This is a genomic window from Schlesneria sphaerica (assembly GCF_044336245.1).
GTDB lineage: Bacteria > Planctomycetota > Planctomycetia > Planctomycetales > Planctomycetaceae > Schlesneria > Schlesneria sphaerica.
The window spans coordinates 6168613-6184924 of the sequence record NZ_CP172346.1; the positions used below are offsets into that span (position 1 = coordinate 6168613).

Annotated in this window: 11 protein-coding genes; 3 read left to right on the plus strand and 8 right to left on the minus strand. The window is 57.0% G+C overall.

Annotation, left to right across the window (positions count from 1 at the left end; genetic code table 11):
• Window positions 1-2 precede the first annotated feature (2 nt).
• Together purM and ACGY09_RS22220 are read left to right on the plus strand one after the other, a co-directional pair.
• Window positions 3-1067, plus strand: coding sequence for a phosphoribosylformylglycinamidine cyclo-ligase (purM, locus tag ACGY09_RS22215; RefSeq protein ID WP_397569475.1), 1065 nt, complete (start codon window positions 3-5; stop codon window positions 1065-1067).
• A gap of 17 nt (window positions 1068-1084) precedes the next feature.
• Complete coding sequence (locus ACGY09_RS22220) at window positions 1085-1903, plus strand: ABC transporter permease (protein WP_373652791.1); 819 nt, start codon at window positions 1085-1087, stop codon at window positions 1901-1903.
• 433 nt (window positions 1904-2336) lie between these two features.
• Here the strand turns inward: ACGY09_RS22220 and ACGY09_RS22225 are convergent, their stop codons facing one another.
• The 8 genes from ACGY09_RS22225 to ACGY09_RS22260 form a co-directional block, all read right to left on the minus strand.
• Complete coding sequence (locus ACGY09_RS22225; protein WP_397569476.1) at window positions 2337-2774, minus strand: hypothetical protein; 438 nt, start codon at window positions 2772-2774, stop codon at window positions 2337-2339.
• A gap of 323 nt (window positions 2775-3097) precedes the next feature.
• Window positions 3098-4291, minus strand: a complete 1194-nt coding sequence (locus ACGY09_RS22230; protein WP_397569477.1) for an acyltransferase family protein — start codon at window positions 4289-4291, stop codon at window positions 3098-3100.
• A 234-nt stretch (window positions 4292-4525) separates the two neighbouring features.
• Window positions 4526-5806, minus strand: coding sequence for a DegT/DnrJ/EryC1/StrS family aminotransferase (locus tag ACGY09_RS22235; RefSeq protein WP_397569478.1), 1281 nt, complete (start codon window positions 5804-5806; stop codon window positions 4526-4528).
• Window positions 5807-5931: 125 nt separating this feature from the next.
• Window positions 5932-7185: a NeuD/PglB/VioB family sugar acetyltransferase gene (locus ACGY09_RS22240; RefSeq protein ID WP_397569479.1), complete on the minus strand. Its 1254-nt coding sequence runs from the start codon at window positions 7183-7185 to the stop codon at window positions 5932-5934.
• 1 nt (window position 7186) lies between these two features.
• Window positions 7187-8407 (minus strand): glycosyltransferase family 4 protein, encoded by a 1221-nt coding sequence (locus tag ACGY09_RS22245; RefSeq protein ID WP_397569480.1) that lies wholly within the window; start codon window positions 8405-8407, stop codon window positions 7187-7189.
• Entirely contained in the window at window positions 8392-10698 is a 2307-nt protein-coding gene (locus ACGY09_RS22250) for a heparinase II/III family protein (RefSeq protein WP_397569481.1), read from the minus strand. The genes ACGY09_RS22245 and ACGY09_RS22250 overlap by 16 nt, the downstream gene beginning before the upstream one ends.
• Before the next feature lie 45 nt (window positions 10699-10743).
• The gene (gene wecB, locus ACGY09_RS22255) at window positions 10744-11841 is read right to left on the minus strand and encodes a non-hydrolyzing UDP-N-acetylglucosamine 2-epimerase (protein ID WP_373652783.1); all 1098 of its coding nucleotides are present in this window, start codon (window positions 11839-11841) and stop codon (window positions 10744-10746) included.
• A gap of 238 nt (window positions 11842-12079) precedes the next feature.
• Window positions 12080-14347, minus strand: a complete 2268-nt coding sequence (locus ACGY09_RS22260; protein ID WP_397569482.1) for a bi-domain-containing oxidoreductase — start codon at window positions 14345-14347, stop codon at window positions 12080-12082.
• A gap of 317 nt (window positions 14348-14664) precedes the next feature.
• Between ACGY09_RS22260 and cysS the strand changes: the two genes are divergently transcribed.
• Window positions 14665-16230, plus strand: a complete 1566-nt coding sequence (cysS, locus tag ACGY09_RS22265; RefSeq protein WP_397569483.1) for a cysteine--tRNA ligase — start codon at window positions 14665-14667, stop codon at window positions 16228-16230.
• The last annotated feature ends 82 nt before the right edge of the window (window positions 16231-16312 follow it).

Sequence of the window (16312 nt, forward strand, 5' to 3'; positions counted from 1 at the left end):
GCATGGCGAACGTCACCTACAAGTCAGCAGGTGTTGACCTTGAGCTCTACGATGAAGCGATGCGACGATTGCCAGCGATGATGCAACGGACATTCACGCCGCGGGTGATTCCTGTCGCCGATGCGTTCGCGGGTCTGATGCGACTGAACCATTCCAGTCGTCCGGGGGCTGCCAGCTATCAGGATCCGGTCCTGGTTTCGGGGACCGACGGTGTGGGGACCAAACTGAAGGTTGCTCAACTGGTGGGCAAGTTCGACACCGTGGGCATCGATCTGGTCGCGATGTCCGTGAACGATGTCCTGTGTCTCGGGGCAGAACCGCTACTGTTTCTGGATTATCTCGCTCTCGGAAAAGACAACCCCGACCTGATCGGGGCCCTCGTCAAAGGGGTCAGCGACGGCTGTGTTGAATGTGGAGCGTCCCTGCTCGGTGGTGAAACGGCGATCATGCCGGACATTTACCACGATGGCGATTTCGACATGGCCGGATTCTGTGTCGGCGTGGCCGAGCGATCTCGACTGATCGATGGACGTGCCATTCGGCCCGGTGACGTGGTGATCGGCCTGCCCTCCAGCGGATTCCATTCCAATGGCTACAGCCTGATTCGCAAGGTCGTCTTTGGTATGGCCGGACTCACAGTCGATCAACGCATCGAAGAACTGGATCGCACCGTGGGAGAAATCCTGCTGGAGCCGACGCGCCTCTATCCGAAAACCATTCTGAAGATCTTGAAGTCCTACCGCGTGAAAGTGGCGATCTCGGGTCTGGCTCATATCACCGGCGGCGGGCTGAAAGACAACATTGAACGTTTGCTGCCGGAAGGATGCCGCCTGCAGATCGACCGGAATTCGTGGCCCGTTCCCCCGACTTTCACCTGGCTTCAGAATCTGGGGGGAATCGATCGGGACGAGATGTATCACGTCTTCAACATGGGGATCGGTTTTACACTGATTGTCCGTCCGACATTTGTCGAGAGCATTCGACGGCAGTTGACTCTGGCGGGGACTGAGCACTGGGTCGTTGGATCGATCAAGGCCGGTTCGCGCGGCGTCGACTACGTGTCGTAAGTGTAAGGCAGACGTTGATGGCGACTGTGCGGAAATACCGTCGAGTGTTCGGGACGTTCTTCCGGAATTCCTGCCTGCGCGAACTGACGTTTCGCAGCAATTTCCTGATCACTCTTTTCACTCGCGGCTTCTGGTTTATTGTTCAGGTCATCATGTTCGACTTGATCTACAGGAATGTGAACCAGATCAACGACTGGTCTCGTGAAGAGTACTTCGGGTTTATGGCCACCGGGATGCTCGTCAACGCCCTCGTCGAAGCCTTCTTCATGCCTAACTGTGCCCGCTTCAGTGAGTTGATTCGGACTGGCGATCTCGATTTTGCATTGCTCAAGCCAATCGATACGCAGTTTCTGGTCTCACTGGAAAAGATGGAACTGGCGATGGTCTCGCAAGTGGCCTTTGCGGTCGGACTATTGATCTATTCCGTCGTCGGGGCACAGCATTCCGTGACGTGGGTGCCAGTGGTGATGTATCTGCTGCTGATCGTGGCGGCAGTTGTCTTTTTTTACAGCCTGATGATCGGATTGGCGGCGACAAGTATCTTCTTCGGACGGAACCAGGGATTGCTCGATTTCTGGTTCTACGTCACCATTTTCGCGCGGTATCCCAGCAGCATCTACACCGGTTCGCCGACAGCAGAGGTCTTTCGGTTTCTGTTCTCGTACGTCCTGCCCATCCTGCTGGTCATCACCGTTCCTGCACGCGTGCTGCTGGGTAAGGCGCTGGAACCCAACTGGCTGAGCCTGCTGACGCTCGCCTCAGCCGCAGCATCGTTCGCGGTCTCACGTCTGATTTTCAACTGGTCTTTGCAGCACTACCGAAGTGCCAGCAGTTAGTCCCCCCTCTGCGAGTGTTGCCGGATCACGGCAGTGAATCCAAGTCGCGGCATCCACCAGCCAGACCGCAGCGTCACTCCCCGCAGCGTCACTTCCCGGAGGGTAGCTCCAGCAGTGCAGCAGCTGCTTCAGGGAGAGAGGGGCAACCCGTCGTTCCGTCGTTAAAACGCGGAAGTGAATTCGGTACCGGTCAGCCCGGCGAACTGTTCGCAGCGCAATGCCATGACGGAACGCAACTTCACCGCCTCGATGCCCCAAGCGAGGCAGTTGCGACGGTATTCAAACGGGACTGTGACTTGTGAGGTCTGTTGCTGCGGAAGCGAATCGGCAGCGAGGTGCCGATGGCAACGATCCTGTCGCAGACGAAGGATCGTGTTGCCCGACTTCGTTGATCGAGTAATGACCGCCAAACGAAGAGGTCGAACGAGGTGGTTTACTTCTTTTTCTTCTTCGGCTTGGGTTCTTCTTCGTCGATGTCGAATTCGTCGAATTCATCTACCGACAACCCGTCATCACTTTCGTCGATCAGCATTTCGTCGCTGGTTTCGGAGAATTCGAATTCAGAGGAACCACTGCTGATGGCATCGCTCGATCCGTCCAGCACATCGACATCGTCATTCACTTCATCGACGGTTTCGATCTCCTCACTGGCCGACGAGTTGGTCGCCCCTGCCTTCGCAGCGGCCGACTTTCGTTTCCCGCCCACCATAATCCCGACGGGGATCAGAACGGCAGTCAGTGCCGCCAGAAGAGTCAATCCCATCGTGGCGTACGCCATCCCCGAGAGATTCTCGGAGTGTGACAGCATGGCCCGGACGAGTTCGAAAACCAGATACGCGGCAGGAATCGCTGCGACCAATGACGTCAACATACGTTGCAATTTTGTCACGGTATTTAGATTCCCACAATCAATGAGTACAGGAGGACGTGGAGCTGTCCACGATCGTAATTTCCTTCACTAATCGGTCACAAGATCGGCTTGAGGAAAATCGCGACAACACACCAATTCGCTGATCGTGGCCTTCTTCGTGGCAAGCCTCGCCGGATGGAGCGGTTGTAACGATTCTGCTAGTGTTCGATTCGGACGAAGCGGTGAGACGGGACCGTCCAGAGAGGCTTTACAGCATTCCTTCCACTCAGGCATGCCATGTAAGGAGCTGGTGTCGGACAGGGAAAACTCCCCTGCGACGGGCCTCAGGCCGCTCGACGTTCCGAAACGAAAGCACCCGTGGGAGTCGAGAGTGGTTCGGCAGTGGTAGCGGTTTGGTGTTCATCACGTCGATGGGACGGCTTCCGCGAAACGGCTGGGCGTTCGACGAGAGTCCACGACAACGCGGCACAGATGACCGTGATGACCGAGACGAGCAGCAGGTGAAGCGGGCTCCCCCCCAGATCGAGTTCTTTCAGGACATTGATGGCCAGTCCGTGGTAGAGGTAGACGCCGTAGGACAGATCCTGATCACGCAGCAGCGTTCCGCTAAGGTTTCGCCATGAGAAAGCGAACGAGAAGACAGCCATTGTCAGCAGGAGTCGCCCCACCAGAACAGGCAGTGGAGATTCCGAGAGCGTTCCTTCACCCCAGGGGTTCAATACCAGCATGCACGTGGCGAATGCGGCCAGCCAGACAGGAGCGCGGTTCTCGAAAAGCGGGCGCAGATGGTCGAAGTTCCGCTGGATCAGAATGCCCAGCAAAAACATATGCAGATGGGGCAGAGGTGAAACCATCTGGAGTTTTGTCAGCATGCTGTCAGGGTTCGCATGAACCGACAGGTAAAACCAGTATCCGAATGAGGCGAGCGCGAGACCACCGAGCGCCATCTCGGCCCCGCGACGACCGAGTCGATTGATGACACTGATGTAAATGAGGGGGAGTGACAGATAGAAACCCAATTCCACGGGGATGGTCCACAGACTGCCATTCAGCACTCCCAGGCCGAATCCACGCAGGAAGTCGGGATTAAAGAACTGAACACAACTTGCCTGAGCAGCGATCCAGGCGAGAAACGGAAGACTTGTCACGACGGCCGGAGTAATCACTCCGAATGCCGAGGCGACAACAATGCCCGCTGCCAGTTGCACCCACAGTCCAGGGTAAATTCGCAAGGCCCGCTTGACCGCATAGTCTTTCCAGCCGGTGCAACGTTCCCATGATCGCGAGATCAGAAATCCACTGAGCACGAAGAAGATGGGTACGCCGGGGAACCAGTGAACGAAGTAAGCAATCCGTGGATCAGCGATGCCTGTCGTGATGTTCAGGTGGAAACAGGTATGACAGTAGACCACCTGTGCTGCGGCCAACAATCGAATGAGATCAAAATTATTGGGACGCATGGAATCCTCGTCACGACGACTGGCCAAGGATGGTTGAATCTGGAAAACAGGGCTCATGTTTGAGCGATCCGGGCTGTCGGCGTTCAAGACAACGAGGACATTGCGGGAACATACAGCGGCGCTCGTGGCTCACTCGAATCCCACCGGGTTGGCCACAATGAATCGATTGCGTTTCGCATAGCCATCCGATGCGACGAGGTGCTTTTGTACGACTCATCAAGCCACCGAGGCTCGGCCTGATTCGGCGAGACCTCGGCAACTTTCTGCATGTGTCGCCCGGTTTGCTAAAGCTTATGCCACGCGTCGGGCGGCGTTCTTGTCGGTGATTTGATCTGCAGTACTTAGCGTGGCGGCCTTCATCACTTTCTTGATCGCCCGAATTGTGTCTGTGATTTCTGAATCCTTCAGCGTGGGGTGGACCATGAACATCAGACTTGTTTCGGCAAGTTCCTGAGCCACAGTGAACCGGTTGTCGGGCCTCAATCCCGGAAGATTGAAGGCCTCTTCCCGATAGATTTCACCGCACGAACCGGGCCCGCACGGGATTCCTTCGGCCTGGAGATTCTGAATAATCCGATCGCGGCTCCACCCTTCCTTCAGGTACTCCGGGCGGACGAACGCATAGTACTTGTAGTAACTATGTCGTATGTCAGCCGGAGCGACAGGGATCCGCAGGGCGGGGATAAGAGAGAGTGCCGAGGTCAGGCTGGCTGCGTTGATCCGCCGGGCTTCGATCCATTCAGGAAGACGGCGGAGCATGATTCGACCCATGGCCGACTGCATTTCCGTCAAACGCCAATTGGTGCCGAACCGGGCGTGCAACCAGCGGAACAAGTGAGGTTCGTGGGGCTTCTGAAGTGCCTGCTGCGACTTTCCGTGGTCTTTGAAGCTCCAGCATTTATCCCAGAGTTCAGTGTCGTTGGTTGTCATCAGCCCCCCTTCTCCGCCCGTCGTCATGATCTTGTCCTGACAGAAAGAGAAGGCACCGACGTGACCAATCGTTCCTACGTGACGCCCCTTGTACAGCGCGTGATGGGCCTGAGCGCAATCTTCAATCACTTTAATGCCGTGTGCTTCCGCCAGTTCCATGATCGGATCCATGTCGCACGGCCATCCGGCGAGATGAACGCAGACGATCGCCCTCGTGCGTGGCGTCAGAACAGCGCGAATCGTGTCGACATCGATCGTCTGGCTGTCGCGGTTAACATCAGCGACGACAGGGGTGGCTCCGCGCATGACGACGCAACTGGCGGACGCGATGAACGTGCGGCACGGGACAATCACTTCGTCTCCGGGGCCGATTCCCAGACCGTACAGCGCCAGTTCCAGTGCGACGGTTCCATTGGTCAAGGCGATGGCGTGCTTACACCCGATCGCATCGGCATACTCCCGTTCAAACTGAGTTCCTTCGTTGCCCGTCCAGTAGTTCACCTTGTTCGACCGGAGAACTCGAGTCGATGCTTCGATCATCTCTTCATCAAAAAACGGCCAGGGCGAAAGAGGGCCACGGCGAACAGGTTCACCACCATGGAGTGCCAGGTCGTTGCAGCCGGATTCTGTGAGGTTCGACATGGGAGAGCTCTTTTTTACAGGAAGTGAGGATCAGACTGGCCAGTGGCGGAATGAGCGATTCAAAATCCCGGCACGGGTAATTTGGAAGTGGGGAAGTGAGCTGACAGCAAACGGGAAAAATCTTGCTAGGCACTCTTTCGGGAATCGAAGGACAATTCCTGCCGAATGATGCGCGGTGTCGAACCGACGACGGTACAGCCTCTGGTAATGTCCTGAATCACCACAGTGCCGGCTCCGACGGTTACATCCGCAGCGATATGGACTTCGGGGATCACACTGCACCCTGCCCCGAGCAGGCAGCGTTCATCGATACGCACGCCGCCCGAAAGATGCGCTCCCGGTCCTATTCCCACGAAGTTACCAATCCGGCAGTCATGATCGACGGAGGATGAGGTATTGACGATGACGTGTTCGCCCAGAATTGCATCGGGCTGGACGACGGCCCCCGCGAGGACCACGGATCCCGCTCCCAGCCGGGCAGAATGGTGAACGAACGAGTGGGGGTGGATGAGGGTCATCCATTCCATGCGAAGTGACTCGACGACCCGTTCTCGAATGCGAGCGTCACCAATCCCCACGATCCCTTTGTATTTCTCTGGTGCTTTCGCGAGATCGCTCACCGGCCCCCGAACGGGTACGCCCAGAATCGTTGTATCCCACATTCGTTCATTGTCGTCATAGATGGCATCGACGACGAACCCGGCTTCCTGAAGAGTACTGACTACGACTTTTCCGTGCCCTCCTGCTCCGATCACGACAATCTGCTTCGACCCTTCGAAGTCGGGCATGGAAGCGTGCCCTTCCGCCGTGATTCCCCTCTGCCCGAAGACCGCCGTAACTGTCTTCCAGAGAACTTTCAGGTCGAGCCAGAAGCTGACGTTGTCGACATACCAGACGTCGAGCTGAAATCGCTCGTCCCAGCCGAGCAAGTTGCGGCCGTTGACCTGCGCCCAACCCGTAATTCCCGGGGTGACGTCGTGCCGCCGGGCCTGTTCTGCGGAATAAAGCGGCAGGTAACGGACTTTCAATGGACGCGGTCCTACCAGACTCATCTGCCCGGTGATGACGTTCCAGAGTTCCGGCAGTTCATCAAGACTGCTGGATCGTAAAAACTTGCCAAACCGTGTCAGACGGCGATCGTCGCTGAGGAGTGCTCCCTGCGCATCCCGCGCGTCGGTCATCGTCCGGAACTTGCAGATCTTGAACAGCTTTCCCCCCCGGCCAGGCCGTTCCTGTCGGAATAGAACGGGTGAACCGAGAAACACCCGGACCAGGAGCGCAGTCACCGCCATCACCGGGGCGAGCAGGATCAACGCGGGGACCGCCACGGCGAGATCGAACAGCCGTTTGCCAAATCTGCGATAAAAGCCCTTCGACATATCAGGCGACCTTTTTCTTGCCGATCTGTTGGACGAGTTCACCGAATTGCGAGGCCTGTTGATTCCGATCGAAAAACTTGATCACGTAATCACGTGCCGACCGCCCCATCTGTTCGCTGCCCGGACGGTCTGAGTAAAGCTTTCGTACTGCATCGGCCATTGCCTGTGGATTACCCGGAGGGACCGGAATGCCTCCGTTGGCCGCTTCGATGACCTGGCGAATCACGCCGTCGATCGCCAGCAGAACAGGACGGGATGCGGCCATGTAGTCGAAGACCTTGTTGGGGTAGGTCGTTCGAAACATGGGGATATCACGCAGCACGGCCAGGCAGGCGTCGGATTCCGCCAGAATATCTGGCATCTGCGACTTTGGCCGGGATCCCGTGAAGGTCACGTTCTTGACATGCATCTGTGCTGCAAGTTCCTCAAGCTTAGCCCGATCCTTACCATCGCCCACCATCAGGAAATGAACTTCCGGAAGGTCTTCAACCAGTTTGGCCGCCTCAAGGACGACTTCCAGGTTATTCGCCATTCCCATCGCACCGGCATACGTCACGATGTACTTGTCAGCCAGGCTGAACTCTTCGCGTAGACCACCCGTCGTCTTCTTGACATGGAACATGTCAGGGTCGACGCCGTTGGCGATAAAGCTGATCTTCGCCTCAGGGATTCCGAGTCCGATCAGATAGTCACGATAGGCGGGTGAATTCACCAGCAGGTGATTAGCACGTGCATACAGGAACCGCTCCAGTTTTCTCGCCATCCAGATCAGGACCGGATTTTTGAGGACTCCCATATCCACAGCAAACTCGGGCCACAGGTCACGGATTTCCAGGAGGAACGGCTTCCACTTCACGACGGAAATGACCCAGGCGGAAACGGCCTGAAAGATGGGGGGCGATGTGCCGATGACCAGATCGACGTTCTTGACCTTCAAGGCGGTCCAGACGGAACTGACCATGAAAGACAGGAACGACACGATTCGCCAGACAAAACTGCGATGGAGAGCAGCATAGGTCCAGGCTCGCTGGACCTTCACTCCGTCAAAGTTCTGAACGCGTTCGTCGGACGCGCACTTCTTTCCGCTGAGATAGCTCAGATCACTGGCGACGATCGAGAACTCGTGCCCGCCGTCAACGAGCCTTCGCGCCAATTCATAGTGTCGCGTTCCACCGGCATCGTCCGGTGAGACAAACGCTTGATGGATCAGCAAGACGTGCATTGACGTGGCTCCGAAATGGGTCGAGTTGAAGGGAGAGGAATCGAGGTGATCGAATCTGCAAGTGAACCACCTGCGGTGACCGATGCCACCAGCGGTGTGTCCATGGTCTGGTCGAGATTCAGTGACACGGTTGCCTGCCAGTCGCCACCGCGGACTTGAACGTGATCGCCCGTAATCTGAACCGACAGAGCTTCAGGACCGAGCAAACTCGCAAAGACCACTGCATGGGTGGTGGCTTCGAGAGATACAGACAACGCTGGTCGGCGTGAGTGATAGAACGGGGCATACCAGCCCCTCGCGGAATGCTCATCGGCTCGGATGACTTGGAATCGAGGCTCTGCCTGCGACGAGGCCGCAAGCAGGCGATACGGCCCGTGGGGCGTTTGAATTTCGAGGCTCGTGAGATCGTGGTCCGCTGCAAACGGCCCATCCATCAGCAACCAGTGCAGACGAAACTGATGGTCGACCTGGCCGCAGAGGGCATCAACGATCAGCCAGTGTTCGGCCCCCAACCGGGCGACACCTCGCCGATGAGTGACCGGGTCGGCCAGTCTGCGGTAGCCGTCATGCTCGCCGTTCCAGGCGGAGACATCTCCCTGACGCGGGACGTTCCGGCCGTGTGATGTCCCTTTGAGCCACGGTAGCCACAGGAAGCGGCTGGCACGGTCCATTTGGTCCCGGCCATCCACGCTCACCGTGTTGTGGTGTTCGGTGTGCGAGAACGGATTATTCCAGGGGGCCGGGGCGTTATAGCTGTAGGTGCCCGGGTCGAGTGCGATGTTCAATCCGCGCCACCAGATGTCGACGTGCAGCATATCCGCCTGAGCGGGGCGATGCCGAAATCCGGCGGCACGCGAAATGGCACAACCCGCGGGCGTTCTGAGTGTCACATACCCACTGTCGGCAGCGTCGAAGTCGCGTCGTTCTGGGGAAAACGAACCGGAATGTTTTTCCGTAGCGAGGTCCCGATTCCCGGTACGGGCGTTGGAAGTGCTGGGGTGACCAGCATCTGTGATGGGGCAATCGGAGTCCGATGGCTGCTCAAGGCCGAACAGCCAGAAAAGTTCTTCGTCCCACGGACCAGACGGGAGGAGTCGCTGGCCGGTCAGCAGGTAATGCGTCGATTGCACGACGCCTCGGTAGTCGTCGTAAGCACAGTTGCTCAGTGGCAGGATATAGGCACCATCATCCTGGCCTGTGCGCGGGACGCGGCCAGTGACTTTATCCTGGAGTTGATAGACGAATTCTCCCGCCCTCCCGATGCGATCCCGCAGTTCCGAAGACAAGGGCGAATCCTGCAGATCACCCAGTCGTATCGACCACAAATAGTTGTGCAGCATGACGCGATGGTAGTTCAACGAATGCTGCGAGAATGCACCGTCATCGTAGACCAGCGCTTGTGCCTGACTCTCGAGAAGCCGTCGTCCTTTTCGGGACCAGCGCGGTGCATCCCTTAGTTCTGGAAAAAGACTTCCGACTGTCCACAGACCCATGGCCTCGCTGATACCGTGATTGTTTTGCTGGCTTAGCGCATATCCGATGTTGGATTCGATGCGATGCCCCGAGACGGCAATCATCTGTGCCAGCATCGAGACGCGAGCGGGGGTGGTAGCGGGACTGTTCCCAAACCCGTGCAGACCAAAGACCCAGGCCATCACGCGCAGGCTGATCTCTTGCCCACACTTCCAGTTTGACCCGGTGTCGGGGGGATTAGATCGTCGCCAGTCTTCGATCAGGTCCCAGAAAAGTTTGGGAATTGCTTCGTCGCCTGTTCGCCAGTACGCGCGGACAAGCGGAAATACAAAGCCGAAGCGATTCGCTTCCCAGACGAGCTTGATGTCTCCCGCGCCAAAGTCGCCAATCTGACTCCAGTGACGGTCATTGGGGAAGGTGTGTCCGGACAGCGGATCTCGATGCCACTGAGGGGGGAGTCCAACGTCGACAAACTCGTTCGAGAAAAACTGGACGAATCCCTCGCGAAGGTGATCGACCGAACGGAATGGCGATGATTCGGGTGTGTCCCACCGCGAAAGCAGCTCACGTGAATTCGGGAGTTGTGCTGCGTCGAAAAAGAAGGGACGCGCCTGCTTGAGGCGACTCTCTGCGTAGGCTTCGGCGTCTCTCAGTGACGGATCACTGAGAAACGCTTCCAGCGGTAACTTGTCCCAGGTGGTCGCGGGTCGCTGCATGCGCACCAGCCCGCTTTTCATCCGCAATGCATAGACGGCACGATACATCAGCCATTTCGGGCCGAGGTACCTGAGCATCTGTGCGAAGCGGGAAACTTCCACGAATTGGGAATCCTACTGAAAGAAAGAGACTCGAAGCCCGATTCGTCAGGCCGCACGTCGAACGGAAGCCGATTTTGTCTGGAGGACAATGTCAGCAATTCGCTCGGAAGCCAGACCGTCCCAGAGAGGTGGAACGCGTCCCCCTTTCCCCTGGCCCGAAAGAATCTTGTTGACTTCAGAAGTCAGCAGATCCATATCCGTTCCCACCAGGGTGTTGGTGCCATGAGTGATCGTGACTGGTCGCTCGGTGTTTTCGCGGACGGTCAGACAGGGGACACCCAGGGCTGTTGTTTCTTCCTGAAGACCTCCCGAGTCAGTCACGACAACGGTGGCACATTTTTGAAGTGCCAGACATTCCAGATAGCCTGCCGGTGGAATCGTGAAGATCCGATCCGAGTTTTCAAAGTGATACCCCAGACTCTTGATACGGGCCTGGGTCCGTGGATGAATCGGGAACACGATCTGAAGGCGTTCAGACATCTTCGTCAACGTCGCCAGAATGCGCTTCAGCGTTTCAGGTTCGTCGACGTTCGAAGGACGATGCAGCGTGACGAGAGCGTACTTCTCACCGAGCCCTGTAACTTCCGGCATTCTGGCCTGAGAGAGTAGTGACCGCAGCGTGTCGATCATTACGTTGCCGACGAAGTGAATCTTCTCCTTCGCAACCCCTTCCCGCAGCAGATTTCCTTCCGCTTCTTCCGAGGGAATCAGCAGGAGATCGGCGAGTTGATCAGTCACGAGTCGGTTGATCTCTTCGGGCATCGTTCGATCGTACGAGCGAAGTCCTGCCTCAACGTGGGCCAGCTTGATTCCGAGCTTGGCACACACGAGGGTGGCGGCGACTGTCGAGTTCACGTCACCGTAGACCAGAACCATATCTGGTTGTCTTTCCAGAATCGTCTTTTCGAAACGAACCATCACTTCCGCCGTCTGGACGGCGTGAGAGCCGGATCCGACTTCCAGCGAAACATCGGGGCGTGGAATCCGAAGCTGTTCGAAGAAAATATCCGAAAGATTCGCGTCGTAATGCTGACCCGTGTGCACCAGGGACTGCCGGACGCCGGGACGCTTGCGGAATGCCGCATGAACAGGAGCGACCTTCATGAAGTTGGGGCGTGCCCCGACAACGTGTAATACGTGCATTGGAATCCCTTCCATTTCGAGTTGATCGGTCGCGTGGGGAGGCGATTCCCCTGGTTCGATTGCAATTGAAACCTTTGGGCGGGGCGTGTGTCCCCGTTCCAGTCTCTGCGTCAATAAGTGCCCGGCGAATACGTGAGCGAGGTCGGATCCATCCTTAGTCGTTCAGTCGCTTCTGCGGGTACCGGCTCAATCTTCCTTTGCTGGTGACTGTTGCTGATCCGAATTGCCTTGCTGTTTGTCAGGCGGCACGTCGAATTGCGTCATCGTGATGGAGTGTCAGTGCGGAGGGCTGACGGGGTGCACAGTGAATGACTTCCTGCGTCTCCGCGGATCGCATCGCGGCGAAACTGGCTTCCGTCACCTCGATCAATTCTTCCAAAGCGATCGGAGCAGGCCCCTGGGACGACACGGCGTTCAGAAAGGCCTCTACTTCCGCGACGTGTCCCTTGTCCTGCTGCCACAGGTTCATCCGCCGGAACTTCTTCCAGCCAACGGCCTGCATCCGCCGGAAATTATCGAGTTGGATCACACGACCGGCGCAGAAAACTTCGAGCCGCTCTTTCGAGATTGATCGATGCCCGTTGGCGAGATAATGGACCGTGCCAAAGCTTCCGTCGGCGAACGATAGCGTGATGGACATTTTGTCGTCGCGAATTTCGGCTGCAGAGTCACGACCAAACATCGTGGCCTGCACCGAGACGATCCGGGTGCCACACAGGTATCGGAGCAAATCGATGAAATGGCACCCCTCACCGATCACGCGGCCACCCCCCGCGACGGGATCGTGGACCCAGTGATCAACCGGGATCTGGCCCGCATTCACGGTCATGATGAAGGACTTGGGCTCATGCACTTCCGCCAGCAACGACTTCATCTGTTGAATCTGCGGCGCGAACCGTCGATTAAAGCCGACTGTCAGGATCGGTCCCCTGCCCTGCCCATTTGCTGTGACTTCTTCATACGTCGAGATAATCCGACGCAATTCCTCGGCATTCAGCGCCAGTGGCTTCTCGACGAAGACATTCTTCCCGGCTTCGAGAGCCGTACATGTCAGCTTTGCGTGGCTATCATGCCGCGTTGCGACGACCACGGTGGAGATCTGTTCGTCGGCCATCAGGGAGTCGATGTCGGACGTTGCCGTCAGCACTCCAAACTTACGAGCGGCGAGTGCGGCCGTCAGACCGTTACGCGAAGCAATACATTTGACCTGAGCGTTGTTCTTCCGGAACGCAGGAATCAGCATCTGTGTTGCGTAGTTCCCCGCTCCGATGATCGCAATGCTGGCTCCGTTGGCTGCTCCGGATGCAGGTGTAGGGCGTCGCCGAGACTTGGACGAATCCGTAGCACGTTGAGCGATCGGTAGCGTCCGAATCCGAAGCGTCTGCCGCTCGGATTCAGCCGGTTCAGGGTAATTGAGCAGAACACCGAGCGATGGTTCCTTACCGGAAATCAGGTTGTAAGCGTCCACGGCGTTATCAAACGCGAAGCGGTGCGAGATCAGTCGGGTTGGATCGATTCGTCGATCCGCGATCATGTCGAGCATTGCTTCAAAGTTGCGTTGCTCGGTCCAGCGGACGAAACCGACGGGATAATCCTGACCAAGCTGTTCGTATGTGGCGTCGTAGCGGCCCGGGCCGTACGAGCAGGATACCTGAAAAGAGAGTTCCTTTTCGTAGAAGTCGGCTCGTGACAGTTTCAGTCCCACGACTCCGACAAGCACAATTCGGCCGCGTCGGCGGCACATCTTTGCAGCCTGATGGACCGGTTCGTCACTGTCGGTCGCTGCGGTGATCAGGACACCATCCACGCCGCGACCGCGCGAGAACTGCATTGCCGCGGCGACGGGGTCTCCGCTGCTCAGGTCGAAAACTTCTGCGCCCATTTGCCGGGCAAGCTCCAGCCGAGCTTTCGAAAAATCAAGCCCCAGAACACGGCACCCCTGCGCTTTCAGCAGTTGAACGGTGGCGAGACCGATCAGTCCTAGTCCGGAAACGACGAATGCCTCTCCCAGAGTGGGCTGGGCGAGGCGGATTCCCTGCAGTCCAATTGATCCGAGGACCGTGAATGCCGCAGCTTCGTCACTGACCGAGTCAGGAATCTTTGCGCACAGATTGGTGGGAACACAAACGACTTCGGCATGCGGTCCATTGCTCGCCACCCGGTCGCCCGGTTTGAATGCGTCAACTCCCGGGCCGACTTCGAGGACCTCGCCCACGTTGCAGTAGCCGAGCGAAATCGGTTGATCCAGCTTGCTTTTTACTGCTGTTAACGTCGGAACCAGCCCATCCGTCTTCACTTTGTCCAGCACCTGCCAGACACGATCGGGCTGTTGGCGTGCCTTTTCCAGCAGGCTCGCCTTGCCAAACTCAACCAGCATCCGTTCGGTGCCAGCTGAAACGAGGCTCACACGAGTCTGGACAAGGATTTGCCCTCGTCCTACCGCAGGACAAGGAACGTCGACCAGTTCTGTCTGGCCAGAGGCCAGTGATTGTAAGATCTGTCGCATCCGTGCGATTCGTTTCATTGAATGATGAGGCCACGTGATTTAGCGAAACGGCCGGGAAGATACGTGGACGCCGAATCTGCCACAAGTGCAATTTCGGACTCCCGCACCGACCCAAAGGTGGATGCCATGGGGGCTTTGCCTGGGTCATCGACCGCCTCAATCGAGGGGATCGACCGGCCCGGAGAATGCCGTTGGTCGATCTTTACGCTTGTGGCACCAGCGTCTAAAGTTTGCGTCTTATACGTTTGCTCACGGACATTCGATCCTGTTCCGTCTGACACCTCTCGATTTGGCCGCTCTTTCACGGATGTTTCACTATGTCACTTCGCGTTTACAATACCCTCTCACGTCAGAAGGAAGCGTTTCAGACGGTGGAACCCGGTAAAGTCAGCATGTATCTGTGCGGTCCGACTGTCTATAAGCCGGCTCACATCGGTCACATGGTCGGCCCCGTCATCTTTGATACCGTCAAACGGTACCTGACCTACAGTGGTTACAAGGTGACATGGGTCGTCAACATTACCGATGTCGACGACAAGCTGATCAACCGTGCCAATGAAAAAGGGGTGACGGTCGAGGCTCTCGCGAAAGAGATGACGCAGGACTATTTCGATAATCTCAAGACAATGGCTGTCGACGGCATCGACCATTTTCCGTATGCCACTCAGCACATCAAAGAGATGCAGGAGATCATCGCCACGCTGATTGAAAAGGGATTTGCCTATCCGCTGGATGGGGATGTCTACTTCAACTGCACCCACGATGGTGATTATGGGAAGTTGAGCGGCCGTAGTCTGGAACAGATGCTGGCCGGGACACGCGCCGAGACCCACGGTGGCAAGCGACATCCTGCCGACTTCGCTCTGTGGAAGGGATCCAAACCGGGTGAACCTGCCTGGGACAGTCCATGGGGGCGCGGTCGACCAGGTTGGCATATCGAATGTTCGGCGATGGCGCGAAAGATCCTCGGCGACTCGATCGATATCCATGGAGGTGGCCTGGACCTGATGTTCCCTCATCACGAGAACGAACTTGCTCAGTCAGAGAGTTGCACCGGTAAGCCGTTTGCCCGGTACTGGATGCATAATGGACTGATGCAGGCCAGTGGCGCCTCTGGCAAAGTGGGTGGCGGCCACGATAAGCACGGCGACAAAGCTGCCGACCTTGCGGCCGCCAAAGAAGCGCAAGAAGCCAACAAACTGGCGGGTTCGAAGGGGGCCGCATCGGTCAAAGAGCTGTTTGCCCGTCACGAACCGGAAACGATTCGGTTCTTTCTGCTCGCCACACACTACCGCAGCCCGATCGACTTCAGCGATGAACGCATTGCAGAGACAGGTAAGTCACTGGAAGGTTTCTATCGACTGTTCGAGTCCTATGAACGTATCGCAGGCAAATCGTTCTATTCACTGGAGACAGTGGGACACAGGAACGATGCGACAGAGCTTTCAGGCGAACCTGCCGCATTCTACAAAGAGTTGAATGAACTGCGGAAACGCTACCTTGAATCGATGGACGATGACTTTAACACCGGGGGGGCTGTGGGAGTTCTGTTCGATCTGAGGAAGACTCTCAACGGATTCATCAGCGATCACAAACTCGACAGCAGCAGTGGTGACAAGAGCCTGCTCGTCCCTTTGACTGCCGGCATGGTACTGCTCAAAGAGCTGTCACAGATTCTGGGGGTCTTCCTCGCAGCCCGTCAGAAAGCAGCGTCCGCTGATGACGGCCTGCTGGATGGGCTAATGCAGTTGGTCATCCAGATTCGTGCTGATGCACGAAAGAATAAAAACTTTGCTGTTGCCGATTTGATCCGCAAAAAGCTCAATGAACTGAAGATCACCCTTGAAGACCGTACCGATCAGACTTTGTGGCGACGCGGTTAATTCAAGGATGAACTGATACCGGTGTAAATGAGCGGAGCTCAAGGAGGTCGAATTGTCGGCCTCCTTTTTTATTGGCCAACTC